The 24,856-nt window shown below is 61.7% G+C and carries 22 protein-coding genes; 7 read left to right on the top strand and 15 right to left on the bottom strand.

Annotated elements, in window-relative coordinates; translation table 11 throughout:
- Window positions 1-4 precede the first annotated feature (4 nt).
- From PVW48_RS15410 to PVW48_RS15390, 5 genes are all read right to left on the bottom strand, one after another.
- Window positions 5-1,051, bottom strand: coding sequence for a TRAP transporter substrate-binding protein (locus tag PVW48_RS15410; protein ID WP_012180056.1), 1,047 nt, complete (start codon window positions 1,049-1,051; stop codon window positions 5-7).
- 266 nt (window positions 1,052-1,317) lie between these two features.
- Entirely contained in the window at window positions 1,318-2,016 is a 699-nt protein-coding gene (gene ubiG / locus PVW48_RS15405; protein WP_274581992.1) for a bifunctional 2-polyprenyl-6-hydroxyphenol methylase/3-demethylubiquinol 3-O-methyltransferase UbiG, read from the bottom strand.
- 13 nt (window positions 2,017-2,029) lie between these two features.
- On the bottom strand, window positions 2,030-2,797 hold the full coding sequence (locus PVW48_RS15400) for a methyltransferase family protein (RefSeq protein WP_274581965.1): 768 nt from the start codon (window positions 2,795-2,797) through the stop codon (window positions 2,030-2,032).
- Between the two features lie 94 nt (window positions 2,798-2,891).
- Entirely contained in the window at window positions 2,892-4,346 is a 1,455-nt protein-coding gene (locus PVW48_RS15395) for a M10 family metallopeptidase (protein WP_274581964.1), read from the bottom strand.
- A 158-nt stretch (window positions 4,347-4,504) separates the two neighbouring features.
- Window positions 4,505-6,244: an AMP-binding protein gene (locus tag PVW48_RS15390; protein WP_274581963.1), complete on the bottom strand. Its 1,740-nt coding sequence runs from the start codon at window positions 6,242-6,244 to the stop codon at window positions 4,505-4,507.
- Window positions 6,245-6,464: 220 nt separating this feature from the next.
- Here PVW48_RS15390 and PVW48_RS15385 point away from each other — a divergent pair, with 220 nt between their 5' ends.
- Window positions 6,465-6,677, top strand: a complete 213-nt coding sequence (locus PVW48_RS15385) for a heavy-metal-associated domain-containing protein (RefSeq protein WP_044028117.1) — start codon at window positions 6,465-6,467, stop codon at window positions 6,675-6,677.
- Window positions 6,678-6,681: 4 nt separating this feature from the next.
- On the opposite strand, the gene PVW48_RS15380 is transcribed toward PVW48_RS15385, so the two are convergent.
- Entirely contained in the window at window positions 6,682-7,404 is a 723-nt protein-coding gene (locus PVW48_RS15380) for a DsbA family protein (protein ID WP_274581962.1), read from the bottom strand.
- A 259-nt stretch (window positions 7,405-7,663) separates the two neighbouring features.
- Between PVW48_RS15380 and PVW48_RS15375 the strand changes: the two genes are divergently transcribed.
- Both PVW48_RS15375 and PVW48_RS15370 read left to right on the top strand, forming a co-directional pair.
- Window positions 7,664-8,212 (top strand): L,D-transpeptidase, encoded by a 549-nt coding sequence (locus PVW48_RS15375; protein WP_012180063.1) that lies wholly within the window; start codon window positions 7,664-7,666, stop codon window positions 8,210-8,212.
- Between the two features lie 280 nt (window positions 8,213-8,492).
- Window positions 8,493-10,478 (top strand): protein-disulfide reductase DsbD family protein, encoded by a 1,986-nt coding sequence (locus PVW48_RS15370; protein ID WP_274581961.1) that lies wholly within the window; start codon window positions 8,493-8,495, stop codon window positions 10,476-10,478.
- Between the two features lie 2 nt (window positions 10,479-10,480).
- Here the strand turns inward: PVW48_RS15370 and ccmI are convergent, their stop codons facing one another.
- The 8 genes from ccmI to tsaD form a co-directional block, all read right to left on the bottom strand.
- Window positions 10,481-11,662, bottom strand: a complete 1,182-nt coding sequence (ccmI, locus tag PVW48_RS15365) for a c-type cytochrome biogenesis protein CcmI (protein ID WP_274581960.1) — start codon at window positions 11,660-11,662, stop codon at window positions 10,481-10,483.
- The gene (locus PVW48_RS15360) at window positions 11,659-12,144 is read right to left on the bottom strand and encodes a cytochrome c-type biogenesis protein (RefSeq protein WP_274581959.1); all 486 of its coding nucleotides are present in this window, start codon (window positions 12,142-12,144) and stop codon (window positions 11,659-11,661) included. Before PVW48_RS15360 ends, ccmI begins: the two co-directional genes overlap by 4 nt.
- Window positions 12,141-12,710, bottom strand: a complete 570-nt coding sequence (locus tag PVW48_RS15355) for a DsbE family thiol:disulfide interchange protein (protein ID WP_274581958.1) — start codon at window positions 12,708-12,710, stop codon at window positions 12,141-12,143. Before PVW48_RS15355 ends, PVW48_RS15360 begins: the two co-directional genes overlap by 4 nt.
- Before the next feature lie 4 nt (window positions 12,711-12,714).
- Window positions 12,715-14,709 (bottom strand): heme lyase CcmF/NrfE family subunit, encoded by a 1,995-nt coding sequence (locus PVW48_RS15350; protein ID WP_012180068.1) that lies wholly within the window; start codon window positions 14,707-14,709, stop codon window positions 12,715-12,717.
- 207 nt (window positions 14,710-14,916) lie between these two features.
- Window positions 14,917-15,336 carry an EVE domain-containing protein gene (locus tag PVW48_RS15345; RefSeq protein WP_274581957.1) on the bottom strand — a complete coding sequence of 140 codons (420 nt, stop codon included), beginning with the start codon at window positions 15,334-15,336 and terminating at the stop codon, window positions 14,917-14,919.
- Window positions 15,336-15,608 (bottom strand): YciI family protein, encoded by a 273-nt coding sequence (locus PVW48_RS15340; protein ID WP_012180070.1) that lies wholly within the window; start codon window positions 15,606-15,608, stop codon window positions 15,336-15,338. Before PVW48_RS15340 ends, PVW48_RS15345 begins: the two co-directional genes overlap by 1 nt.
- A 1-nt stretch (window position 15,609) precedes the next feature.
- Window positions 15,610-16,572, bottom strand: a complete 963-nt coding sequence (locus tag PVW48_RS15335; RefSeq protein WP_012180071.1) for an NAD(P)H-dependent glycerol-3-phosphate dehydrogenase — start codon at window positions 16,570-16,572, stop codon at window positions 15,610-15,612.
- The gene (gene tsaD / locus PVW48_RS15330) at window positions 16,569-17,639 is read right to left on the bottom strand and encodes a tRNA (adenosine(37)-N6)-threonylcarbamoyltransferase complex transferase subunit TsaD (RefSeq protein WP_274581956.1); all 1,071 of its coding nucleotides are present in this window, start codon (window positions 17,637-17,639) and stop codon (window positions 16,569-16,571) included. The genes PVW48_RS15335 and tsaD overlap by 4 nt, the downstream gene beginning before the upstream one ends.
- A gap of 51 nt (window positions 17,640-17,690) precedes the next feature.
- On the opposite strand from tsaD, the gene PVW48_RS15325 reads away from it, so the two are divergent.
- The 3 genes from PVW48_RS15325 (at window position 17,691) to PVW48_RS15315 (ending at window position 21,427) form a co-directional block, all read left to right on the top strand.
- The gene (locus tag PVW48_RS15325; RefSeq protein ID WP_274581955.1) at window positions 17,691-18,407 is read left to right on the top strand and encodes a uroporphyrinogen-III synthase; all 717 of its coding nucleotides are present in this window, start codon (window positions 17,691-17,693) and stop codon (window positions 18,405-18,407) included.
- A 73-nt stretch (window positions 18,408-18,480) separates the two neighbouring features.
- Window positions 18,481-19,908, top strand: a complete 1,428-nt coding sequence (locus PVW48_RS15320) for a hypothetical protein (RefSeq protein WP_274581954.1) — start codon at window positions 18,481-18,483, stop codon at window positions 19,906-19,908.
- 10 nt (window positions 19,909-19,918) lie between these two features.
- Window positions 19,919-21,427: a heme biosynthesis protein HemY gene (locus PVW48_RS15315; protein WP_274581953.1), complete on the top strand. Its 1,509-nt coding sequence runs from the start codon at window positions 19,919-19,921 to the stop codon at window positions 21,425-21,427.
- Window positions 21,428-21,501: 74 nt separating this feature from the next.
- Here PVW48_RS15315 and PVW48_RS15310 read toward each other — a convergent pair whose 3' ends face one another.
- Window positions 21,502-22,827, bottom strand: coding sequence for an amidase (locus PVW48_RS15310; RefSeq protein ID WP_012180076.1), 1,326 nt, complete (start codon window positions 22,825-22,827; stop codon window positions 21,502-21,504).
- A 126-nt stretch (window positions 22,828-22,953) separates the two neighbouring features.
- Here PVW48_RS15310 and glpK point away from each other — a divergent pair, with 126 nt between their 5' ends.
- Window positions 22,954-24,444 (top strand): glycerol kinase GlpK, encoded by a 1,491-nt coding sequence (gene glpK / locus PVW48_RS15305; protein WP_044028119.1) that lies wholly within the window; start codon window positions 22,954-22,956, stop codon window positions 24,442-24,444.
- The last annotated feature ends 412 nt before the right edge of the window (window positions 24,445-24,856 follow it).

Here is a 24,856-nt window from a genome sequence, read left to right as displayed (position 1 = left end):
TGCCTCAGTTCCAGGGACGCGGCAGGTTGATGTTGTTACCCCACAGGGCATAGCCCTCGCGGAATTCCTGCAGATCCGCCCAGGCTTTGGCGAACATCTCGTCGCTTTCCGCCAGTTCCGCCGCCACTTCGAGCCATGCGGCTTCGAATGCACGCAACTGTTCAGGGGTCCACTGCTTGATGGTTACGCCGCGATTCTCGACGTTGTCGATCATGGCAGGGAAGTTCACAGCTTCACCTTCGGCAAAGTTGTCGGTGACGTTCGCCATGCAGGCGATCTCGATCTGTTTCTGGGACCGCTCATCCAACTCTTCCCAACGGTCCTTGTTCACAAGAAGCTCGAACACGGTCGACGGCTGGTGCCAGCCGGGGAAGTAGTTGAACTTGGCGATGTTGTAGAAGCCGAGCCGCGCGTCCACGATGGGCATGGAGAATTCGGTCGCGTCGATTGCGCCGCGCTCCAACGCCGGGAAGATATCACCGCCGGCCAACAGCGAGGTGGACACACCCAGTTTCTGCATGACCTCGGCGCCGAGACCGAAGAAGCGCATGTTGAGGCCCTGAAGGTCCTCGATCGAGTTGATCTCTTCCTTGAACCAGCCGGAGGTTTCGGGCGCGTAGATCCCGCAGGGCATTACATGCACGTTGTACCCGTTGGTCTCGTACATCTCGCGCATCAAAGTCAGGCCGTCGTCATAGAGCATCCAGGCCAGCATCTCGCCGGGCTCGGGGCCGAACGGCACGGCCGCGAAGAGGCCAGCAGCGGCCATCTTGCCCTGCCAATAACCAGAGGTCGTGTAGGCAGCATCGACCGAACCGCTGGACACGGCGTCAAGCGCTTCGAGAACCGGCACAAGCTCGCCTGGATCGAAATGCTCGAACTCCACGCCTTCCGAAATGCCGTTGATCTTTTCGACGAAGTTGACTGCCGCGGTGCCAAGCACCGGCAGGTTCTTCCCGAACGCCGACGTCATTTCGAACACTTCTTGTGCCGATGCACCCGACGCGGCAAGGCTCAGGCAGCTTACCGCTGCCATTGTTTTAATTTTCATGGATTTCCCTCCCTAGGTATCCCACGTACTTTGGTAAGACTTTTTTACCACTTTTTGCAACACCAAACCGTCGCAAGCGTGCGCAGAGCATTTAAAAAATCGCTGAGCAAAGCAACCCGCAATTAACAAAAATTACCCCACTGAAAACAGAAAGAAAATTACGGTTTGATCACACCAGATTGCCATATCTACCCAATACTACGCAGGTAGCCGTGGAGGCGGAATGCCACAAATCTCGATTCTCAGTAGCCTCTCCAGCGCGCTGGTCAGGCCGGGAGGTGGGCCGTTCCCATGTAGATGATCGCCGTACCGTGTAGTCGCCCGAAGGTGAAGTCCCCGCGACGGGTCAATCCCCTGGGGCCCAGGCCGGTGAACTTGCCAACGGCGAAACCCTGCGCTTCGAGGGCTGCGCGCAATTCTGCCGGTTTGATGAACATGTCAGGGTCGTGGGTCCCCTTGGGCAAAAGCCCAAGCACATCCTCGGCCAAGGTAATCACCGCAAGCCGAGACAGTGGGTTGCGGTTGATCGTATCGAACAGGAACAACCCGCCGGGCTTCAGCACCCGCGCAACCTCGGCCACAACCTGGTCCAGGTCGCGCACATGCTCCAGCACATCGACACAAACCACGGCATCGAAACAGCCCGTCCCATAGGGCAGGTCTTCTCCCGCACCAATATCATAGCGGATATCACGGCCGGTAGCTGCAGCATGAGACCGTGCCGCGGCGATGGCCTTGGCGGCAGGATCGATCCCGGTTACCCGGGCGCCCCGCTCATCCAGAGCCTCGGCCATGAACCCTCCGGCACAGCCAAGATCGAGCACCTGCTTCCCCTGCCAATCTATGAACCGATCAAAATAGTCCAAGCGTCCAGGCACCATGTTCTTCAAGGTTCGGACCCAGCGGACATCGTCGGACCACCACCGATCGGCCTCACTGTCATAGATCGTCAGATCGTTGCGCATATGGCCGCCCCCATCAGGCATCTCCTTTTCTCCGGCTCAGGTGCGGGACCCAGTAGGGCACACGGGCCCGATAAGCCCGGAAACGATCGCCATATAAGCGGCTAAAGCGCTCCTCCTTGAAACGCGGAGCAATAACGCAATAGGCGGTGTACAGGGTCGCCACGAGGATCTGATCCGGGGTCCAGACCGGCACGCACCAAAGTGTGAGCGCGAAAGAGACGTAGATCGGCTGACGCACCACCCGGAAGAGACCGGTCTCCGGCATGTCCGGAAACACCGGCTTGCGCCCGCGCAGCAGCGCCATCCAGCCCAAGGCGCCCGATTGAACTGAGGGTCCGGCATCGAAGGAGGCCTTTGTCAGCAACAACCAACTGGCCGCATAAGCGAGGCACACCAGCCAGAACACCATTCCCTCGGCTTGCCAAAGAATTGTCTCGGACGGCGTCCAGAGCGTAAACAGCGCAAGGAGCTGCAACGATGCGATGGTGGCGTAGGTGGTTGTCGCCAGCGGCTTGCCGTAACCCCAAGGCGCAAGCCGCGCAAGAAGCGACTGCCCTCGGGCGCTCAGCAGAAAGGAGTGCGCCAGCGGAAACTGCACAAGAAGCAAAAGGTTTGCCCCCCAGGCCCACGGCTGCGGCACTGCACCCAACCCGGACTGCATACCAGTGAACAGGCCAACAAGCATTGCAAGACCTGCAAGCGCGAAAATGCCATGGCATGCAGCACCATAGAGCAGGGCAGTTCCGCGGCGTCGCAAGGAATGATCGGTGTCTGCATTCATAGGCCGCGAGCTAGAACATGGGCGAAGCCTGTCGACCCGATGCGACAAAAAAGGCCCACCTCAGCAGGCCCTCGAGATGAGAATGCGGCGTTGGTTATCCGAAGACGAAATCGTCCGCGGAGATCTGATTGGACGATACACCGAGGAGGATGGCAAATTCGCCGTTGAACCCCACGACCGTGCCAGTTGCGCGCTCACTGACCGAAATATCGGAAAAGCTGTCCGCCGCCGCGAAGAACAGAAGATCTTCTCCATCGGTAAAGTCGGTGACGATATCAAGACCGTCGAAACCCGTCCCGGACAAGACGAATCCATCGCGCCCCGCCCCGCCCGTGAGGATGTCGATGCCACCCTGCCCTTCCAGAATGTCGTCTCCGTCACCACCGAAGATCGTATCCCTGCCATCGCCTGCAAAGAAATGATTGTTGGCACTGTTGCCGGTCAGAGTGTCGTTGCCAGAGCCGGAAACCACGTATTCGATAACGGTCGTGGAGAAAATCACCAGGTTACCCTTGAGGCCGTTGACATCGCTGACCGCGCCCCCATTGAGATTGATATTCTGATCCGCAGTGACATCACTGAAATTGATTGCGTCAAATCCGCCGTCGTCGATGATGGTATAGGTGATCGGTCTGCTGGTATCACCGAAGTTTTCATAGTAGCCGTCGGCCATGGACATCAGGCTGCCACCTTGTGTCGTCGGCTGGCCATAGATCGTATTGCCGGGTCGCAAATCACCCGCGACGCCATACAACTGCTGAACCGCCGTGATATCCGCGATCATTGGCGTGACCACGTAGGCGAAACTCGCGTCGATCGACGCATTATCGGTCTGGCTGAAATACGACATGATCGACATCTGCCAGCTGTCATTGGTATAGAGCGCGTCGGTGCTGTATTTTGCGTTACCGTTGTAATTGCCCGCATGTTCCAGCCCGAGGGCATGACCAATTTCGTGGATGAATGTCTGGAACGAGTAGTTGTCTATCGTTTCCCCATCGTTCCGGATCCAGTCCTGCGAGATATTGATCCGCGCAGTGTAGATCTCGTTCTCGGAATTCACGATCGGTTGAGCGTAGGCTCCGGAGTCGGTATCATCAAAAATGATCCCTGATCTGGTGAAGCCAAAGGCGAAGATTTCTAGCTCGGTGATGTTGAATTCGATGCCCGTGGTCATCGTCCATGCATCGAGTGCAAGTTCTGCGTAAAACTGACCCTTTTCCGTCAGGCGCGAGATGTCCACGTCGATAGCCTCCCCACCGGGCTCCACGTCCCAGGAGGCTTCCCGTGATTTGAAAAACCCGCTCTTGAGCTGGTCGGCGACCTGATCAACGGTGAATGTGGGAAGGTTGGCTGCGATCCGGTCGCCTGAAAACAAAGAAGGAAAAGGAGCTTCGTGGTAATCGAACCGATCCCTGTTGGGGTTCATGGATTGGCAAATCGTGCACATTGGCTGCTCCGGGTCGTTCTGCTCGCGCACCCTCAAAGAGGCGCGGGGGTTTTCCAGTGGTGTCGCGTAAGAGCCACGCCCCGCGTGGGCCGCGTTCATGGGTCGCCAGCCTCAGGAGAATGGTCTCCCGAGTTACGGTGATCCGAGAATGTGGCTTGGCTGCGGCTCTAATGAGCCCGACACCGTTCGTGCGATTAAAAATGACTTGAAGAGGTTTCCGGCCGCTTAACGGTTCCGCCGATGGGCGAACGTCGGAGTCACGCCGTTTCGATTTCCTCGAGGCCAAGTTCCTCGACCATCTGCGCGCGCATGATGAACTTCTGTGGCTTGCCCGTTACGGTCATTGGCAAGCTGTTCTTGAAGCGCACCATGGCCGGAACCTTGAAATGCGCGATGCTGTCGCGACAGAAGTCGAGGATCTCGGCTTCGGTCGGGTCTGCCCCCGGCTTGGCCACCAGCCAGGCCACCACGATCTCGCCGAACTTCTGGTCCGGGATGCCGAACACCTGAACCTGACTGATCGCCGGGTGAGTGTAGAGGAATTCTTCGATTTCACGCGGATAGACGTTTTCCCCACCGCGAACGATCATGTCCTTGACTCGTCCGGTGATCTTGCAGAACCCGTCCACATCCAACGTCGCCAGATCGCCCGTATGCATCCACCCGTCGGCATCTATCGCCTCGGCAGTCTTGTCCGGCTCGTCCCAATATCCTTGCATGACACTGTAACCGCGGGTGAGAAGCTCACCTTGTGCACCCACCGGAACAACGACGCCATCCTCATCGACGATCTTCACTTCCACATGCGGCTGAATGCGGCCGACGGATGACACCCGTTTCTGTACCGGATCGTCTGTGGCGGACTGAAAGGACACGGGCGATGTCTCCGTCATTCCATAGGCTATGGTCACTTCGCTCATGTGCATGCGGGATTGAACCTGGCGCATGATCTCGATCGGACAGGGCGCGCCTGCCATTATACCCGTGCGCAGCGATGACAGGTCGTACTCCGCAAATCGCGGATGCTCCAGCATACCCACAAACATGGTCGGCACACCGTAGAGAGCCGTACAGCGATGCTTCGACACCGTGTCCAATGTAGTGATTGGATCGAACCCGGGCCCGGGGACTACGATCGCAGCCCCCTTGGTGACGCAGCCGAGCGTCCCCATGACCATCCCGAAGCAATGATAGAACGGCACCGGAATGCAGAGCCTGTCTTGCTCTGTCAGCTTTATGGCGGACGTGACCGAAGCAGCGTTGTTGACAATATTCCGATGGGTGAGCGTTGCACCCTTGGGCAACCCTGTCGTCCCGGACGTGAACTGAATATTGATCGGATCGTGGCAATCCAGCTTGCGCGTGATTGCATCCAGATCCTTCGCGACAACGGCGCGACCCTTGGCGATCAGATCGGGAAAACCAATCATGCCGTCCGGCGCATCAGACTCGGTAATGATCACGGCGCGCAGGTCCGGCAATTCGGCCGCGTTCAGCGCACCAGGATCGGAGGCCGCAATCTCCGGGACCACTTCCGACAGCATGGCGACGTAATCCGAATTCTTGAACTGTGCTGCGAGGATCAGCGCGGTGCATCCTGTCTTCTTCAGGGCATAGGACAACTCGAAGGGCCGGTAGGCCGGGTTCACATTGACCAGGATGATGCCCAGCCGTGCCGTGGCGAACTGCGCCAGCAACCACTCGGCACAGTTGGGTGCCCAGACCCCGACCCGGTCACCGGGCTTGAGCCCGAGCTGCAAAAGCCCACCGGCCAGCGCATCGACCTCCCGTATCAGGTCGCGGTAGGTCCGTCGGATCCCTTGCGCGTCGAAAATCGCGGCAACATGGTCAGGGAAACGGGCCGCGGTCTGCGCCAGAAGCTCAGGAATGGTAAGCTCCAGAAGGGGCGGCTCTTGCGCACCCAGCACATGTGATGACCCGTTGGTTGGGGCGACACCCAGTTGCGTGCCACTATGCCCCTCATCTTCGAGTGCCATCCAGTCCTCCCCCGCAACCGTGCGATGCCTCGTCTCCGAAACTTAGGGCCTCTTGTCGACTTGGGGAAGGCAAGCGCCTGGTGAAACGGCGCATCGCGGATACCCTTGCGGGATAAAACAGCAGGCCTATTCTTTCGACATGGCTGATACTGCACTGCGGCGATGCGCACCTTGAAGAGTTGTCAGACGCGCTTCAGAGTTGATCTGCAAGGAGACCTTGATGATAAAATTCGCAGTTCCTGAAATGAGTTGTCCGCATTGCCGCCAGTCAATCGAGCAGGCGCTGACCAAGCTGGACCCGGATGCGGAGATCCAGACAGACCTTGATGCCCGCACCATATGCGTGGAAACGGCAGCCTCCACCGCGATGGTGCTGTCGGTCCTCAGCCAAGCAGGGTTTGCCGCGAACGTGGCGCAGCAAACCTCCGCCTGATCCGTCAACCGTCGGAGCGCTCCTGCGCCACCAACTCTTCGAGCCGCGCCTGGTCGACGAGCCCGGGCAAGATTGTCTCGCCAACCACGAAAGACGGTGTTCCCGAAATTCCAAGCGACTGCGCGAGGCTCAGTGACGTCTCGATATGCATTGTCACGGCATCTGACTGCATGTCCGCCTCAAGCTGGGCGACATCGAGGCCAAGATCATCTGCTGTCTGCATGATCTGCGCTTCGTTTATGCGCCCCGACAATGCCATGAGCGCCCAGTGAAATTCCTCGTACATGCCTTGGGCACGGGCTGCGAGGGCCGCGCGTGCCGCCAGAACGGAGTCGTCACCGAGAATCGGGAATTCACGGAAAACCACCCGGACATTCGGGTCCGCAGCGATCAGCCCCTCGATCGTCGGCTTCGCGCGACGGCAGTATGGACAATTGTAGTCGAAGAACTCAATCACGGTCACGTCGCCATCGGGATTACCCAGAACAGGCGCGTTTCCATCGCGCTCCAGCAAATCGCGTTGATTGGCAAGAGTTTCCGCCGCACTGGCAGCCTGCGCTTCAGCTTCGCGCTCTCGCAGGATCGCCACCGCATCCATGACGATTTGCGGGTTTTCAAGAATGGCTTCCAGCGCCAACTCCTTGATCCGTTCTTCGCTCAGCTCCTGCGCGGCAACCGGGGATGCCAGGCTGGCGCCAATGGCCGCGACGTAGACCCAATGCTTCATCTCTGTCTCCAATTCGGACCATGTAGCCGGCCCCTTCATATCCCGCTCACCATGTCCGAACTGCCGCCCGCCGTCAAAGCGCCCGAGCAAGCCGCCGCGACCAGAAGGCCACATTCCGGGCGAGCAAGCCCGCAACTCGCGCTTTTGTGAACGGAGAATCAATATCCGGTTGCTAACGAAACATTGGTATCAAAGTTGATAAGGTGAAAACGCCCGACCAGCGATGCGGTGATGGATCGGCCAAGGATGGAGCACGAGTATGATTTCGAAAAGACAGTTTCTCACCATGGGTCTTGCGACCCTGGCCACACCGGCCATTGCGCAACGTAAGTTCCAACTCGATCCGCGCTTTGAACCCACCGTCGTCCCACTTCGTTACCCTTTTCAGGCTGGGCAAATCATCGTCGTACCACAGGCGCATTATCTCTATTGGGTGCAACCCGAACAGAAGGCCCTGCGCTATGGCGTCGGCGTGGGCAAGGCAGGGCTCGAGTTCAAGGGCAATGCCACGATCAAGCGCAAGGCGGTCTGGCCCAACTGGCGACCCACCGACGAGATGATCGAACGGGAACCGCACAAGTACGAACGGTTCGCTGATGGGGTCCCGGGAGGGCCGAACAACCCGCTGGGCGCACGAGCGCTGTATCTTTATCAAGGCAACGTGGACACCTACTTCCGCATCCACGGGACGACAGAGCCTTGGTCGATCGGGCGATCGGTCTCAAACGGCTGTATCCGCATGGTCAACGAGCATGTCATAGACCTCTATGACCGGGTTCCACGCGGCACGCTCGTTACCGTTCTCTGAGCATCTCGCGCTGACGTGACCAGAGTTTTCTTGCGGTTGTGCCTGCGCGCCCGCACACCGGGTCAGTGTGCCCTCTCGCGCAGCGTACGGGGGCATACTATGTAAAGACTGATCCAGCGTTCAGGATTGCTTGGTGACGGGAGACAACGGTCTCATGACAACTTTGGCAAGGTGCGCGCTTCACGCGCTCGCGCTCACATGTCTCTGGCTCGCATATGCGCTGCCAGGGCAGGCGGCTGAGTCCGAGCCGCATGTTTCGGCAATATCGACCGCACGCCTCGTGACAGCCGAAGACGCGGTCGCGCCGAATGCCCAGTCAATTTCAGCAGCCCTCGCAATCACGCTGGAGGACTCCTGGAAGACCTATTGGAGGTCGCCAGGCGAAGTAGGCCTGCCTCCGGAAATCTCATGGGAAGGCTCGGAAAATATAGCATCGGTCGAACTTCTCTATCCAGCGCCAACACGGTTTCGCGCCTTCGGCATCGAGAATTTCGGTTATGCCGATGAGGTCAATTTTCCGCTCAAAGTGACGCTCGAAGACCCGGGCGCACCGGCAAAACTGTCGGCCAACGTCAGTATTCTCGTTTGTGCGGAAATCTGTGTACCAGAGGAGTTCGCACTCGATCTGGACCTCGGGACCGGCACGGGAGTGGATGCGGCCTCCGCAAACCTGATCGCCTCGGCCGCCGCGCTCGTTCCGGAGCCGGCAGATCTCTATGGTGTCACGCTCGAAGCCGCAGCACTGGCCGATGATGGCGCGGCCCTCGTCGTTGCGTTTTCCCGGCGGGGTGGCTGGCAGTCACCTGACATTTTCCCCGAGATGGGCGAGTATACTGCCTTTGGGGCTCCGGATGTTCGGATCGATCCCGAGGGCGATACCATGTGGGCCCGGCTGCCTGTTTTGTCCGACCCTGTCAGCAGCGACATGCCACTGCGCCTGACATTGACCGATGACGGCATGGCCGTGGACCTTCCAGAGGTTCCCCTCGTATCCCAGGTGCCCGCTCCGCCTTTCGAGCCACAGGCCGAAATGACGGCAGTTTCCGAACTGCTATGGATTGCGCTCATCGCCGTGATCGGCGGGCTGATCCTGAACGTGATGCCATGCGTGCTGCCTGTCCTGTCGATCAAGTTCGCCTCAGCGCTGAAGGCCGCGGACCAATCCGCCGCCAGGGTGCGCGGGGGCTTTCTGATGTCTGCGGCGGGCGTACTGGCCTTTATGTGGCTTCTGGCGGCCGGCACCCTTGGCGCACGTGCGATGGGGCTTTCGGTGGGATGGGGCCTGCAATTTCAGAACCCCTATTTCCTGACGGCCATGCTGCTGATTCTGACGGTCTTTGCCGCGAACCTGGCCGGTTTGTTCGAAATATCCCTGCCACAAAGCTGGATGACACGGATGTCCTCGGACAAGGGCTCCGGATACACTGGCGATTTCGCCACCGGGGCGTTCGCGGCAGTGCTGGCGACGCCTTGCTCTGCACCGTTCCTCGGGACTGCCATCGCATTCGCGATGGCCGGACGCCCTATCGATATCGTCGTGATCTTCACCGCCCTCGGGATCGGCCTGGCCCTGCCCTATCTCCTTGTCGCCGCCGCACCCGGGTTAGTCAGATATCTTCCGAAGCCGGGGCGCTGGATGCTACTCGTGAAGGCGGTGCTCGCAGGCCTTTTGATCCTGACCGCGGCATGGCTACTCTGGGTGCTCGGCGGTGTGGCCGGGTCCGCAGCCCTCCTGTGGGTCGCTGCCCTGCTTGCCGTTTTGGTTCTACTTCTGTCACCCGTGGCGCGCGGAGTGGGAAGAACACGCGCGGGGCTTGTGGTCGCCACCGTCATTGCAGCGTTCTTCCTGCCCATGTCCACGAGCACACCAGATACGGCGATGAATGCAAAGCTCGACGCCGAGTGGATCGCATTCGAGCGCAGCGATATCCCCAGACGCGTCGCGGCTGGTGAGATTGTCTTTGTCGATGTCACCGCGGACTGGTGCCTGACCTGCAAGGCGAACAAGGCGTTGGTACTGGACCGGGAGCCGGTTGCCGGTTTGCTCGCGTCAGAGGCTGTGACGGCCATGCGTGCCGACTGGACCAGACCGGACGAGAGTATCTCAGCCTATCTCGAAAGCTTTGGACGCTTCGGCATTCCCTTCAACGTCGTCTACGGGCCCGCTGCTCCAGAGGGCCTGCCGCTGCCTGAACTTTTGACGGCAGACATCGTGCAAGACGCGCTTCTTCACGCTGGCATGAACCAGATCGCGCAAGCGGACTGAGCTCAGAGACCGAGTGCGTTCAACTCGGCCTGCGTCGCCAATCTGCCAGGGTCGTCAGAGGGCAGGATTTCTGCCAAAGCGCGCGCCTTGTCCGCGGCGTCCGTTGCACCCTCGGTATTCCCAAGAACCGTGTAAGCCCGCGCGAGCCGCAGCCATCCTTCCAGATCGCCGGGCTCTTCTGCGAGCCGTGCGGCCAGCCCCTCGACCATGGACCGGATGAAAGCCGCTCGATCCTCTCCGGACATCTCTTCTGCCGCCTCGACATCTTCGGGCGAGGGTCCCGGCGTTGCTGCTTGTGAACGCGCGGCGAACACTGGCGCGAAATCCTGCAACTGCACGGGCTCTTCGATCCCGATTTCTTCACCATACTGGTTCGCCGTTTCGAGAAAGATCTCCATCCAAGGTTCGAATCCCGGGGCTTCCTGAATCCGCAGCAAGAGCGACGCCCGTGCATCGCGCAGTAGCCCGTCCTGAGCCAGCTCACGCGCACGGTAATATACAGCGGCCGGGTTCATCGGGTCGAGCTGCATGGCCTGCGCGATCGCGCGGCTCGCTGTCTGCGTCACAACCCCGTTCTCGGCAGAGATAAGCGCTTCGGCGTATTGGGAATGAACGCCGCTATCGGCATCTGGACGTTCCGCAACCCTGCCAAAGGCTTCTGCCGCCGCCTCGAAGCGGTTCATTCGCATATAGGTCTGGCCAAGCAGCATCCAGCCATCGGAGGGACCACCAGTACGATCCTCCAGCAGCCGGGTCCGCAAGGTCTCGGCCAACTGCGCGATCTCGGATGCTTCGTTCTGTTCCTCGGCACGTTCGGCAAAGGGCTGGCTCGGGATTTCGGGTGCTCCGCGCATGCCGTACAGCACAAAGCCCAGAACCGGAATCGCCAGGGCTGAAACCACCAGAACCGTGACGCCGCCGGAGGCAGATTTTGCCTTGGTAGTGTTTCCCTGCCGTTTCGTGATTGCAAGCATCCGGCGCTTGATCTCGGACCGCGCCGCGGTAGCCTCATCGCCGGAAATGAGGTTACGTGCCTCGTCCCGATCCACTTCCGACAACTGGTCCTTGAAAATCTCCATCGCGCTTTCGTCGCGACCGAGAGCTTCGCCACGCTTGCGCCACGCCGGCAAGACAAGCACCAACACAGAAATCGCGGCAAGAACGCCGCCGATTACCCAGATCATCCCTTGGGTCCTTCCTTGCCGTCCTCGGCCAACATCGCCGCAACGGCACGTTCTTCTTCTTCACTCAGGGCGAGCGCTTTTGCATCGATCTTCTTCGGGCGACGGGTCAGCATCAGAACAACTCCCAGCAGCCCCAGTGCCATGACTGCGAACGGGCCGATCCACAAGGCATAGGTGGACGGCTTGAACGGCGGATTGAACAAGACGTAGTCGCCATAGCGCGCCACCACGAAATCGAGCACCTCTTCGTCGCTGTCGCCCGCGACCAGCCGTTCGCGCACAAGAATGCGCAGGTCTCTCGCCATGCCCGCATGCGAACTGTCGATATTCTCGTTCTGACACACCACGCAGCGCAGATCCTTCGACAGGTCGCGGGCACGTTCTTCCAGTACGGGGTCATTCAGGATCTCATCCGGCTGCACGGCAAGCACCGGCATCGCCATCAGAAAACAGGCTGCCAGAACGGTCAGAATGCGGATCATGATGTTCCTCCGGCCCCGCTGCGCGACCGGGCAAGCGCGATGGCCTCCTGCATATCCCGCACATCCTCGGCGCTCAGGATCGGTCCGACGAACCGGTAGACCACGATCCCGTTGGCATCGATCACAAAGGTTTCCGGCACGCCCGAGATGCCCCATTCGATGCCGACGCGGCCAGTCAGGTCCGCACCGATGCGTTCATATGGATTACCAAGCTCATCGAGCCAGCGCACCGCATCCTCGGGCTTGTCCTTGTAGTTGATGCCGAGCAGGTGGATATTCTCCTCTCGCGCCATGCGGGTCAGTACCGCATGCTCTGCCCTACAGGGCACACACCAGGACGCAAAGACATTCACCACCAGCGGGTTGTCGGCGCCCGAAAGATCCGCTTTGGCAAGGCCCGGCGTATCCAGACCCGGAATACCGTCCAAAGTAAACTCGGGTGCCTGGGCATCGATCAGAACCGAGGGGATCGCGTTTGGATCCCGATCGGGGTTCAACCCCCAGAGGAAGAACCCTCCGAGGATCAGAACCAGAACCACCGGCAAGGCGAAAAGGGCACGTTTCATGTAGTCACTCCGCAGGGGTGGCCTGGATCGGAGGCCGTGCCGCGCTCTTGGGTGCCCCGACCCGCAGCCTGCGATCCGTCAGAGAGAACGTGCCGCCGATCACGAGAAACACCGTGCCGATCCAGATGAAGTTGACGAAAGGTTCGAAAAGGATACGCAAAGTCCATTCGTTGGATGCACGATCCGCCGCCGGCTCGCCAATGGTCACGTAGAGGTCTCCGGCCAGGGTGGACCTGATCGCGGACTCGGTGGTCTGCATTTCGGCCACCGGGTACCAGCGCCGCTCTGGTTGCAGAACCGCGACCTGCTCCCCGTCGCGAAACGCAGTCAGGGTCCCCATGTCGGACACATAATTCGGACCGCGCACACGCTCAACCCTGTCGAACCGGACCTCGTAGCCCGCAATCTCGACCACGGTACCCGGACTGGCAAACAGGATCTGTTCCGTTTTCCAGGCGGACGATCCGACCATGCCGAGGATCAAAACCGCGACCCCCATATGGGCGATGGTCATGCCATGGGCCGCGCGGGGCAGGTTCTTCGCCCGGCGCAAGCTTTCTGCCAACGGAACTTCCCCAGCCTTTATGCGGGACAACCATTCGCGTGCCGACGCCACCAGGAGCCATCCGGCCACGCCCATGGCGATGATCGCCAGGACCGGACCGTCAGTATCCATCCACCAGGCCCAGAGAGCAGCGATCAGGCCTAGCCCGATTGCGAATTTCAGACGGGACATAACCCCGGGCAGGTCCGCGCGTTTCCAGCTTAGGAACGGCCCGATTCCCATCATGAACACCAGAGGCAGCATGATCGGAATGAAGCTCGCGTTGAAGAAGGGCGGTCCGACAGAGATCTTGTCGCCGGTGACCGCCTCCAGGAAAAGCGGATAAAGAGTACCGAACAAAACCGCCGCCGTGGCCGTGGCCAAGAGCAGGTTGTTGATCAGCAGACCCGCCTCGCGGGAGATCGGGGTGAACAGACCGCCCCCTTCGAGTTGCGGTGCCCGCCAAGCATATAGCGCCAGCGACCCGCCGATGGAGACGAAGAGCAGCCCGAGGATATAGACCCCCCGCTCCGGATCGACCGCGAAGGCATGAACCGAGGTCAGCAGCCCCGAGCGCACGATGAACGTGCCCAAGAGGGAGAGCGAGAAGGTCAGGATCGCCAGCAGGATCGTCCAGCTTTTGAATGTATCGCGTTTCTCGGTCACGATGGCCGAGTGCAGCAGGGCAGTTCCCAGAAGCCACGGCATGAAGGACACGTTTTCCACCGGGTCCCAGAACCACCAGCCGCCCCAGCCGAGCTCGTAGTACGCCCACCAGGAGCCAAGCGCGATTCCGCCCGTCAGGCTGACCCAGGCCGCCAGTGTCCACGGACGGACCCAACGCGCCCAAGCCGGATCGACACGACCCTCGATCAGCGCCGCGACCGCGAAGGAGAACACGATCGAGAAGCCCACATAGCCGAGATATAGAAGCGGCGGGTGCAGGGCGAGACCGATATCCTGCAGCAGCGGGTTCAGGTCATTGCCATTCAAAGGCGCCGGGAACATGCGATCGAACGGGTTTGATGTAAAGATCATGAAGGACAGGAAGCCGACGCTGATCCAGGCCTGCACAGACAAGGTGCGTGCGCGCAACTCGGCAGGGATGTTCTTGCCCAGCACTGCGACACCGGCCCCGAAGATCGCCAGAATCAGCACCCACAGAAGAAGTGAGCCTTCATGGGACCCCCAGGTGGCCGCAACCTTGTAGATCATCGGTTTCAGGGAATGGGAGTTTGCAACAACGTTCACGACCGTGAAGTCGCTTACGATGAACGACCGCATCAGCGCCGCGAACGCGACCGCCAAAAGTCCGCACTGGATCAGTGCGGTTGTCACCGCCGACTGCATCCACAGAACATTGCGTTGCGCGGCCCCCACCATGGGAAGCACGCTTTGCACCAGTGCCGCGGCCAGCGCGAGCATCAGGGCGAAATTGCCAATCTCAGGGATCATGTCACGGTCCTCCTGCTGGGTCAGCCGAAGCCTTCCGAGCGCTCTCGTCAAGTCCAGCGGCGCTCGAATAACGCCACAGGTCGTCACAGTTTAGCGAGGCCGCGCGTCGCCGCGCTTCTGTCAGAATAAGCACGCTTCGCCCGTCCCGCCATGGATTCCCGCATGGCTGCGACAAACCTGCACCCAAAATCATTCTTTTGTCGTAGATCAGGGGTCCACTCCGCCCATTTCACATATGCGGCGCCACTCCGTCTCGGTGACCGGCTGCACCGAAAGTCGCGCATTGCGCACCAGAACCATCTCGCCCAGCGCCGGATCCGACTTGATCTCGTCAAGCGTAACGTGCCGCACCAAGGGCATCAGCGCGCGGATGTCGACGCAATCCCAGCGGTCGTCCTCGGTGGTGCTGTCGGGGTGCGCTTCGGCGCAGACCTCCACAGTACCGACAATCGCCTTGTCCTTCTGGCTGTGATAGAAAAAGCCGCGATCGCCCAGCGCCATCTCGCGCATGAAATTGCGGGCCTGGTAGTTGCGCACGCCATCCCATTCCTCGCCCGCATCGCCCTTGGCCACCTGCATGTCCCAGGACCAAACCGAAGGTTCGGATTTGAACAACCAATAGCGCATCAGCCGATCACCCGGTTCCAGGCGCGCAACTCGACACTTTGAAATAGACCGGCCTTGCCGTACGGGTCCCCGGCGGCGAAGGCCTGCGCCGCTTCCATGTCGGCGACATCGAGGATGATGAGCGAGCCGCACATCTCGCCCTCGTTCGACAGGAAGGGCCCGGCCTGTTGCACCACGCCACTGTCTTGCAGGTAGGCCACATGGGCCTCGCGATTGGCCTTGCGCACCTCGAGGGCACCCGGCTTGTCGATGGCAATCAGCGCAATCAGCATGTCATTCCTCTCGCAGATCCCGGGCCAGAAGCGCCGCGGTTGCCTGCTCTATGGTCAGTGTGTTTTCCAATACCGCGGATACCATTGTGCAAATCGGCATGTCGATTCCTTGATCTGCCGCAATTCGGGCCACAGCGCGGGCCGTCGCGCGCCCTTCGACGGTCGCCCCTTGCGATGGGGCGCTACCGGCTCCAAGGGCGCGGCCGAAAGTGAAGTTGCGCGACAGGCCCGAGGTGGCCGTCAGAACCATGTCCCCAAACCCCGACAGGCCCGCCAGGGTTTCTGGCCGCGCCCCCATGTGGAGAGCGAGGCGCTGCATTTCCACGTAGCCCCGCGTCAGCAGGGCCGCACGCGCGCTCTCGCCGAGGCCCGCCCCGATCACCATACCTGCCGCTATCGCGATGACGTTCTTGAGCGCGCCGCCCAATTCCGCCCCGGTTGGGTCCGTGCTGCGGTAAAGCCGCAATGTCTCGGTCGACAGCGCGGACTGGAGCTTCGCGCCCGCCTGCGCATCAGCACACGCCAGGGTCAGCGCCGTCGGCAAGCCGCGCGCGATATCCGCGGCGAAGCTCGGCCCCGTCAGGACCGCGGCCACGCAGCCCGGCGCATCGCGCGCGATCAGCCCCGTTGGACCGAGGCCCGTGGACAGGTCGATACCCTTGCAGCACGCGACCAAGGCCGTGCCACCGCGCGCCGGCAACAATTGCAGATGTTGTGCCAGAGCCTGCATCGGAATGGCCAGCAGGCGGATCGGCGCGCCCAATGCCCCGGCATCGGACGTAATCCGCAACTCTTTCGGCAGAATCACCCCCGGCAGGCGTGCGACCTCTCTAGTCTCTCGCAGGGCCGCGACCTGCTCCGACGACCGGGCCCAGAGGGTGACGTCACTGCCATCACGGCTCAGCGCAATGGCCAGCGCCGATCCAAATGCCCCCGCCCCCATGACATCGATCGCCTGCGTCATGCCTTGGCGCCCTTCTTGCCTGAACCCAGGAGCGCAGGCTGGCTGTTATCCAGCGGCCAACGCGGGCGCGCCGACAGATCCAGACCAGAGCACGCACCAGCCGAGAACGCCTCCTGCCCAGCCCAGGCGATCATCGCCGCATTATCGGTGCAATATCGCAGCGGCGGTGCGACAAACGGAACATCCAGTTCCGCAGCCAACCGAGCCAAGCCGGACCGAACCTGCTCATTTGCCGCCACGCCGCCAGCCACCGCGAAGCCGGTCACGCCTTCGGACTGGGTCAGGGCGCGTCGCGATTTTTCCACCAGTACGTCACAGATCGCCGCCTGGAACCCGGCGCAGAGATCGGCCCGATTCTGCGCTGTCAGGCCGCCGCCCGCCGACACCAGACCGTCCCGAGCCCGCAGGAGGGCCGTCTTCAACCCGGAAAAGGACATGTCGCACCCAGCCCGGTCCAGCAGTGGCCGTGGGAAGACAAAACGCGCGGGATCGCCCGCCCGGGCCTCCAACTCGACGGCAGGCCCCCCCGGTTGTGGCAGGCCGAGGAGCTTGGCAGTCTTGTCGAAAGCCTCCCCCGGCGCGTCATCAATGGTGCCGCCCAAGCGATGGAATGCCTCTGGCCCTTCCACGCGCAGAAACTGGCAATGACCCCCCGAGACCAGCAGCATCAGGTAGGGAAACGCCAGCCCATCGGTGAATCGCGGCGTCAGCGCATGACCCGCGAGGTGGTTCACCCCGATGAGCGGCACGCCCGACGCCGCCGAAAGTCCCTTGGCCAACATGACGCCCGACAGCACCCCACCGATCAGCCCCGGCCCCGCGGTCACCGCGATCACATCGATCTGATCGAGCGCCAGAACCGCCTCCGACAGGGCCGCCGCGACGGCGATATCCAGCTTCTCCACATGTGCGCGTGCGGCCAACTCGGGCACGACGCCACCGAAAGCCGCATGCAGCGCCGTCTGGCCATAAACGACCGAAGACAGCACCTCGGGTCCGCGCAAGACCGCCGCCGCGGTGTCATCGCAGCTGCTTTCGATACCCAAAACGGTCAGAGAGGGGGTCATTGCCGCTCGCCTTAGTTGCGCCAAACTCTTCTCGCAGCTAACACCGGGGGCATGGTCACACAACCGCCGCTGCCTGTTCTGCTCACGCGCCCACGGGCGCAATCGGAACAGTTTGCTGCGACGTTGCCGCCTGTCCTTCGGCCTGTCATCTCCCCGCTGCTGCGGATCCTTCATCTCGACGATTTGCCTCCAGCCCCCGAGACAGCGACGCTCATCTTTACCTCCGGCAATGGTGTCACGGCCTATGCGACGCAGCACCCGGGCATTGGGCAGCCCGCGCTCTGCGTCGGGACAAAGACGACTGCGATCGCACGCGATCTGGGGTTCGACGCCATCTCGGCGGAGGGGGACGCCCGTGCCATTCTGGACCTCGCCGCTGCATACTCCGGGCCCTTCGTCCATGTCCGTGGCAGGCATACGACCGGCGATATTGCGGGCGCGTTGCGTGATCTGGGCAAGGAGGTTGCAGAAATCATCGCCTATGATCAGACGCCCGTTGAGCTGAGCGAAACGGCGCGCGCAACCCTCGAAGGACCTTGCGCCGTGCCACTTTTCTCGCCCCGAACGGCCTGCTTGTTCACTAACGCCTGCCCGACGGCCCGCACGGCGCAGATCATCGCAATGAGCCCAGCGGTTGCAGAACAACTCCCCGAACACGCCTATAGCGGGATAAGTATCCTCGAAAAGCCCAATGCTGCGGCAATGCGGGACGCTCTTTTGGCATATGCAGGGGGCAATCATCTTGAGGCGGGCAGGACCTCTGGCTAGTCTGACACGCGGTGCGGTCGGGAAGAGGATTCGGGCGCATGGCTCCATAAAAATTCTTGGAAGGATTTAGTCCGTGTCAGATCCGAAGACCCCAAAAGACACCCCGGAAAATCAGGTTTCGGACACAGATCAACCTCAGGAGAGCCCGAAGCCCGACACGGACACCCCCGAGACAGACCGGATTGAAGACGCCGAAATCCTGTACGAACAGCCCGGCGAAGTGGACACCGCCAAAGACAGGAATGGCGAGACTGCGCAGGACCCGGTCGAGCCTGTCGACGAGACCAGCGCCAGCGACGAGACCACGTCCGAGGCTGCGCGCAATGACACGGACGCGGACACCGCGGCAACCATGGAAGAGACACGAGCCGACGAGATAGATCGGAGCCATGAGACCCCGTCCTCAGACCCCGAACCCGCCTCCGAGCCGCAAGCAGCCGAACCGGTGGAGCGAGTCGTCGAAAAGAAGGGGGGCTTCATGGGCCCATTCCTTGGCGGGGTCGTCGCGGCAGGCATAGGGTTCGGTCTGTGCTATTACCTCGTGGATCAGGGCATTCTCGCGTCCGGTGACCCGGACCCCTTCGCAGCGGAACGCGCGCAAATCAGCAACCTCGAAAACCAGATCGCGGCGATGCAGAGCGAGATCGCAGCGGCAATAGAGGCTGGCAGCGAGGATCCCCGGATAGACGCAGTGGTCGGGTCGGTTGAATCCGTCGAAACAGCCCTGGCGGAGATTCAGGGCGAAGTCGGCGCGGTTCAGTCCGAGATTTCGGCGCAGTCGGACATTCTCGCAAATCTCGAATCGCAAATGGAGGCGATCGCTGCCCTGCCCGAAGGCACCGGCTCTGCCGACACCGCTGCCATGGCGGCGTTGCAGGCGACTTTGGCGCAACAGCAAGCCGAGAACGAGGCAATGCAGGCCCAGCTGGCCGAGATGGCCGCCGCCGCAGAGGCGGAAATGGAGCAGGTCCGCGCCCAAGCGGGTGCCCTGCAAAACGAAACGCAAGCGGCAGTCGATGCAGCCACCAACCGCGCGGCGCTGGCGAATATCGCCGCCGCACTGGAAAACGGTGCACCCCTTGCCGCTTCGCTGGACAACCTCACGGTGGAAGCGCCCGAGGCGCTCTCGGCAGTATCAGCTTCCGGGGTCGAAACGCTTCTGGACCTGCAACGGCAATTCCCGGCAGCGGCGCGGGCTGGCTTGGCGGAGTCGCTGAAAGCCACGGTCAGTGACGATCCGGTTGACCGTGCCGTAGCGTTCCTTCGGGCACAGGTCGGTGCTCGGTCGCTTGAGCCGCGGGAGGGCGATGACCCGGATGCCGTCCTGTCACGGGCACAAGAAGCCGTCAGCGCCGGGCAGCTCGAAGCCGCGCTTGCCGAGATCTCCACACTTCCCGACGCCGGTCAGGCCGCAATGGCGCCTTGGATCGGGGCCGCCGAGGCCCGTGTCGCCGCGCTCGCCGCGTTCGACACGCTGGCCGCTGAACTGAACTCCAACTGAGGGCGCCCCGATGCTTTGGTCACTTCTCAAGATCCTGATTTTCGTCACGCTGGTCGCGGCGCTTACCTTTGGTGCCACCTTACTCATGGAAACGGGAGAACAGGTGCGGATCTCCCTCGCGTCGACGGAGTTCACGCTGTCGCCGGTGGCGGCGGTTGTTCTGTCGCTGGTCCTGCTTGGGGCGGCCTATCTGCTCTTCAAGTTGGCGGGTCTGCTTTTGGCGACTTTAAAGTTCCTCAATGGCGACGAGACAGCCATCTCTCGCTACTTCATGCGGAACCGCGAGCGCAAAGGATTCGAAGCATTGGCGCAGGGCATGATGGCGCTGGCCTCATGTGAAGGCCGGGTTGCAATGGCCAAGGCCGCGCGGGCCGAACGCTATCTCGGACGACCGGACCTGACACAATTGCTGACCGCGCAAGCCGCCGAGCTGTCCGGGGACCGCGCCAAGGCGACCGAGACCTACAAGAAAATGCTGACGGACGAGCGCACCAAGTTCGTGGGTGTGCGCGGATTGCTCCATCAGAAGCTGAGCGAGGGCGATACGGAAACCGCCATGGCCTTGGCGGAGAAAGCCTTTGCCCTGAAACCGCGCAATGGCGAGGTCCAGGATACACTGCTGCGCCTGCAGGCGGGGGACGAGAACTGGGCGGGCGCGCGCAAGACATTGGCGGCGAAACTCAAATCCGGGGACCTGCCGCGCGACGTGCACAAGCGCCGCGATGCCGTTCTGGCCTATAGCGAGGCCGCCGACGCGGTGGAAGCAGGGAAGATGGACAAGGCAGAAGCCCATGCCAACGAGGCGAACCGGCTGGCACCCGGTCTCGTGCCGTCTGCCGCGCTGGCCGCACGGATGGCCATCCGTGCGGGCAAGCAACGGCAGGCAACCAAGCTGCTGAGGAAAGCGTGGGAGCTGAACCCACATCCCGAACTGGCCGCAGCATATGCCGAGATTGTCCCGGACGAGACCGCCGCGGCACGGATCAAGCGGTTTGAGGCCTTGGTGAAACCGAACCCGAACCATGACGAGTCGCGACTGCTGATGGCGGAGCTTTTCATCGCCGCGGAGGATTTCCCCGCCGCCCGAAAAGCCATGGGTGATCTCTACGAGACCAAGCCAAACGCCCGGTCGCTCACAATAATGGCGGCAGTAGAGCGCGGCGAAGGTTCGGACGACGCGATCGTGCGTGCGTGGCTGGCAAAGGCAGTCACCGCCTCACGCGGGCCGCAATGGACCTGCGAGAACTGCAACAACATCCATGCCTCCTGGACGCCGGTCTGCGGCAATTGTGGTGCGTTCGACTCCCTGTCTTGGGTGGAACCACCGGAATCCGAAATCGCGCTGACCAACTCAGCTGAGATGCTGCCACTGATCGTCGGAGCCATCGCAGATCAGAGCGCCAAGAAAGACCCGGAGGAAGAGGTGATTGTGCCCGATGTCGTGGACATCACACCGACCGAGACCGGGGATGATAACGTGTCAAAAGAGGACGAAGCGCCCGCGCAGAAAAGCGCCTGATCTCCATACTGCTTCTGTCTTGAGCGCAATGGGTCCGGTACCCGGTCCAGACTGATGCCTCGTCGCCGAAGACGTCAGTTTTTACCCATATGGCCCTGCAACCAGATCGCCTTGGACAAGAGCGCGCGGTCTTCTCCACGCCTTCCGACCAGCTGTACGCCAATAGGCAAGCCCTTCTCTGTCTCGGGCAGGGGCAGCGTCACGCAAGGCGTGCCCATGAAGGTCCACAGCCCGTTGAAAATTGCGTCCCCGGTGCTCGACAAGCCTTCCGGCGCCGCGCCCAGCGCCGAGGGGCACAGCAGGCAGTCAACCTGCGAGAAAAGCGGATCGAGCGAGGCGTAGAGCGGCTCTCGCTGCATCAGCGCCGCGAGATAGTCCACGGCCGCGCATGCTGCTCCGGCCTCCATCGCGTCCCGTGTCGCAGCGCTGAGTGCATCCCAACCAGCCGTGCGATACCGACTATAATGCCATGCCATCTCGGCGAAATTGATCCGTGCGCGCAGGTCCGCGACCTGCTCGAAACTCTCGGGCAGAGATAGCGGGATCGCGCCAAGCGCCTGTGCCAGTTTCTCCAGCGCAGCCTTGGTTTCTGCCGAGGCCCGGTCCCATTCCGGGGGGCGCACGAAGCCGAAGACCGGCGGGCGCGTAGCCCCGGCAATCGCCGGATGCGCATCCTGTGGGGGGAGCGTGGCCGGATCGGAATCCTCCGTATCCATCATGCAGGTCAGAGCAAAGGCGGCATCCTCGGCATCCCGCGTGAAAACGCCCAAGGTGTCCAGAGTATGAGACTGCATCGTCACCCCCTGCCGAGGGATCGCGCCAAAAGTCGGTTTCACACCCACCACCCCACAGAAGGCCGCGGGCCGTATTACCGAGCCTCCGGTCTGCGTACCAACAGCAAGAGGCACCATTCCCGCGGCGACACTGGCCGCGGACCCCGCGGACGAACCACCCGGAGTATGGTTCGGATTATGCGGATTCAGGGTCTCCGTCGGGTTGAGGAAGGCAAGCTCGGTGGTCGTAGTCTTTCCCACGATCACGGCCCCCACCGCCCGCAACCGTGCCGTGATCCAGGCATCCTGATCAGGTTGGCGGCCCGCATCCGGAGGGGTGCCGTTCTCGGTCGGCATGTCGGCCGTGTCGATCACGTCCTTCAACCCTACCGGAATGCCATGCAAGGGTCCCAGCGCCTTGCCCTCTGCCTGCGCGGCATCCAGCGCGATTGCCTGTGCCCGCGCCTGGTCCGGATCGAGCCACGCCCAGGCCTTCACCGACGGATCCCGCGCTGCGATCCTGTCGAGATGCGCATCGAGAAGGGCCAGGGCCGTGACCTCCCCGGTGCGGAGGGCGGCGGACATCTGTTGCAGGCTCAGGTCGGGGAGGTCGGATCGGTCACTCATACGCTGCAGTTGATGCGATTTGACGCGGATTGAAAAGAGGCGGGTTTAGCCTGCGCATTGGATCGACAGCGCGGGCAGTTCCTCCTAAACCTGAGGGCGCTGAAGCCACGACCGGGGGAGGGAACCGTGCGCCACGTGCTCGCCATTGACCAAGGCACAACTTCGAGCCGCGCCATCGTCTTTGACGCGGATATGAACATCGTCTCGATCGCGCAGGAAGAATTTGCGCAGCATTATCCCGATAGCGGCTGGGTGGAACACGATCCCGAGGACTTGTGGGATACGGTATTGCGGACCTGTCGGAATGTGCTCGAAAGGACCGGGCTGGCTGCTACGGACCTCGCCGGGATCGGGATCACCAACCAGCGCGAGACGACCGTGGTTTGGGACAAGTCCACCGGCAAACCCATCCACAACGCGATCGTCTGGCAAGACAGGCGCACTGCCCCCTTCTGCGCCGAATTGCGCAAGGCTGGGCATGATGCACTGATCACGGCGCAGACCGGCCTTCTGGCAGACCCGTATTTCTCAGGCACCAAGCTGAAATACATTCTCGATACCGTGGAGGGCGCGCGCGACCGTGCCAAGGCAGGGGAGCTTTTGTTCGGGACCGTCGACAGTTTCCTCATCTGGCGGCTGACGAATGGGGCCGCCCATGTCACCGACGCAACCAACGCGGCGCGCACCATGCTCTACGACATCCACAAGGGCGCTTGGAGCGCAGAGATCTGCACGCTGTTCGATATCCCCCTCGGGATGCTGCCGCAGGTGCATGACTGCGATGCAGAGTTCGGGACCTGCACACCCGAGCATCTGGGCGGCGCGGTTCCGATCCTCGGCGTGGCCGGGGACCAACAAGCCGCCACCATAGGGCAGGCCTGCTTTGAGCCGGGGATGCTGAAGTCGACTTATGGAACGGGGTGCTTTGCGCTTTTGAACACGGGCGAAGCACCGGTCACCTCGACCAACCGGCTTCTCACGACAATCGCCTACCAGCTCGACGGAAAACCAACCTATGCGCTCGAAGGCTCGATTTTCGTGGCCGGTGCGGTGGTGCAATGGCTCCGCGACGGGCTGAAATTGATCGCCAACGCGTCCGAGACGCAGCCGCTGGCCGAGGCCGCCGATCCCCATGATCCCGTGATCCTCGTGCCAGCCTTCACCGGCCTCGGGGCGCCCTACTGGAATGCGGAGTGTCGCGGGGCGGTCTTTGGCCTCTCGCGCGGGTCGGGTCCGGAAGAGTTCGCCCGCGCCGCCCTAGAAAGCGTCGGTTATCAGACCCGCGACCTGCTGGAAGCCATGCATAAGGACTGGTCCGATGCCCGCGAAGGGCAACCGACCCTGCGGGTGGATGGTGGCATGACCGCAAGCGACTGGACCATGCAATTCCTCGCCGACATCATCGACGCGCCAGTCGACCGTCCGAAGATCACGGAAACCACCGCGCTGGGTGTCGCCTGGCTCGCCGGGCAGAAGGCCGGGCTGTACCCGGATCGCGCGGGCTTTGCAGCCAACTGGGCTCTGGATCAGCGGTTCGAGCCCAAGATGGACGCCACCACACGCGATACGAAATACGCAGCCTGGAAACGCGCCGTCGCCGCCGTGCAACAAGCCTGAACCCTGAAAACAAGAATGGCGACCGGACGACCAAGGCTTTCACCCTGGCGCCGGTCGCCAAACTGGTCCGACATTACTCGCACCCAAACACTCTTCACTCACTCGTCACCTACGCACTGTCACGCGTCGGACCAACGTTTGGGCCGTGATGCGATCCCGCCGCTTGGGGGAGTGGCGTCCCAAGGCAATGCAGGATCGGCGCCCATGTCTTACCCGTGCACACATGCACCCGGGATCTCTGTCAGCCGCCGAAGCCGCCGAAAATTCTCTGGAACGAGGCCCTTTCAAACGCGCTATCGGCTTGAAAGGGCCATCTGTTCCTCTGGTCCACGAACATCGTGATCACTCGTTACACACACACACAATCTCGTACTCAAGACACACACACATCAAAAACACACACCAAGATCTT

The organism is Dinoroseobacter sp. PD6 (genome assembly GCF_028807315.1).
GTDB lineage: Bacteria > Pseudomonadota > Alphaproteobacteria > Rhodobacterales > Rhodobacteraceae > Dinoroseobacter > Dinoroseobacter shibae.
The sequence above is the reverse complement of the archived record's forward strand: the minus strand, read 5'-3'. Positions and strand labels throughout refer to the sequence as shown.

Excerpts from the sequence above, each read along its gene's own strand:
- PVW48_RS15410 (WP_012180056.1), bottom strand. The coding sequence starts at position 1,051 with ATGAAAATTAAAACAATGGCAGCGGTAAGCTGCCTGAGCCTTGCCGCG.
- ubiG (WP_274581992.1), bottom strand. The coding sequence starts at position 2,016 with ATGCGCAACGATCTGACGATCTATGACAGTGAGGCCGATCGGTGGTGG.
- PVW48_RS15400 (WP_274581965.1), bottom strand. The coding sequence starts at position 2,797 with ATGAATGCAGACACCGATCATTCCTTGCGACGCCGCGGAACTGCCCTG.
- PVW48_RS15395 (WP_274581964.1), bottom strand. The coding sequence starts at position 4,346 with ATGAACGCGGCCCACGCGGGGCGTGGCTCTTACGCGACACCACTGGAA.
- PVW48_RS15390 (WP_274581963.1), bottom strand. The coding sequence starts at position 6,244 with ATGGCACTCGAAGATGAGGGGCATAGTGGCACGCAACTGGGTGTCGCC.
- PVW48_RS15385 (WP_044028117.1), top strand. The coding sequence starts at position 6,465 with ATGATAAAATTCGCAGTTCCTGAAATGAGTTGTCCGCATTGCCGCCAG.
- PVW48_RS15380 (WP_274581962.1), bottom strand. The coding sequence starts at position 7,404 with ATGAAGCATTGGGTCTACGTCGCGGCCATTGGCGCCAGCCTGGCATCC.
- PVW48_RS15375 (WP_012180063.1), top strand. The coding sequence starts at position 7,664 with ATGATTTCGAAAAGACAGTTTCTCACCATGGGTCTTGCGACCCTGGCC.
- ccmI (WP_274581960.1), bottom strand. The coding sequence starts at position 11,662 with ATGATCTGGGTAATCGGCGGCGTTCTTGCCGCGATTTCTGTGTTGGTG.
- PVW48_RS15360 (WP_274581959.1), bottom strand. The coding sequence starts at position 12,144 with ATGATCCGCATTCTGACCGTTCTGGCAGCCTGTTTTCTGATGGCGATG.
- PVW48_RS15355 (WP_274581958.1), bottom strand. The coding sequence starts at position 12,710 with ATGAAACGTGCCCTTTTCGCCTTGCCGGTGGTTCTGGTTCTGATCCTC.
- PVW48_RS15350 (WP_012180068.1), bottom strand. The coding sequence starts at position 14,709 with ATGATCCCTGAGATTGGCAATTTCGCCCTGATGCTCGCGCTGGCCGCG.
- PVW48_RS15345 (WP_274581957.1), bottom strand. The coding sequence starts at position 15,336 with ATGCGCTATTGGTTGTTCAAATCCGAACCTTCGGTTTGGTCCTGGGAC.
- PVW48_RS15340 (WP_012180070.1), bottom strand. The coding sequence starts at position 15,608 with ATGCTGATTGCGCTGATTGCCATCGACAAGCCGGGTGCCCTCGAGGTG.
- PVW48_RS15335 (WP_012180071.1), bottom strand. The coding sequence starts at position 16,572 with ATGACGCAGGCGATCGATGTCATGGGGGCGGGGGCATTTGGATCGGCG.
- tsaD (WP_274581956.1), bottom strand. The coding sequence starts at position 17,639 with ATGACCCCCTCTCTGACCGTTTTGGGTATCGAAAGCAGCTGCGATGAC.
- PVW48_RS15325 (WP_274581955.1), top strand. The coding sequence starts at position 17,691 with ATGGTCACACAACCGCCGCTGCCTGTTCTGCTCACGCGCCCACGGGCG.
- PVW48_RS15315 (WP_274581953.1), top strand. The coding sequence starts at position 19,919 with ATGCTTTGGTCACTTCTCAAGATCCTGATTTTCGTCACGCTGGTCGCG.
- PVW48_RS15310 (WP_012180076.1), bottom strand. The coding sequence starts at position 22,827 with ATGAGTGACCGATCCGACCTCCCCGACCTGAGCCTGCAACAGATGTCC.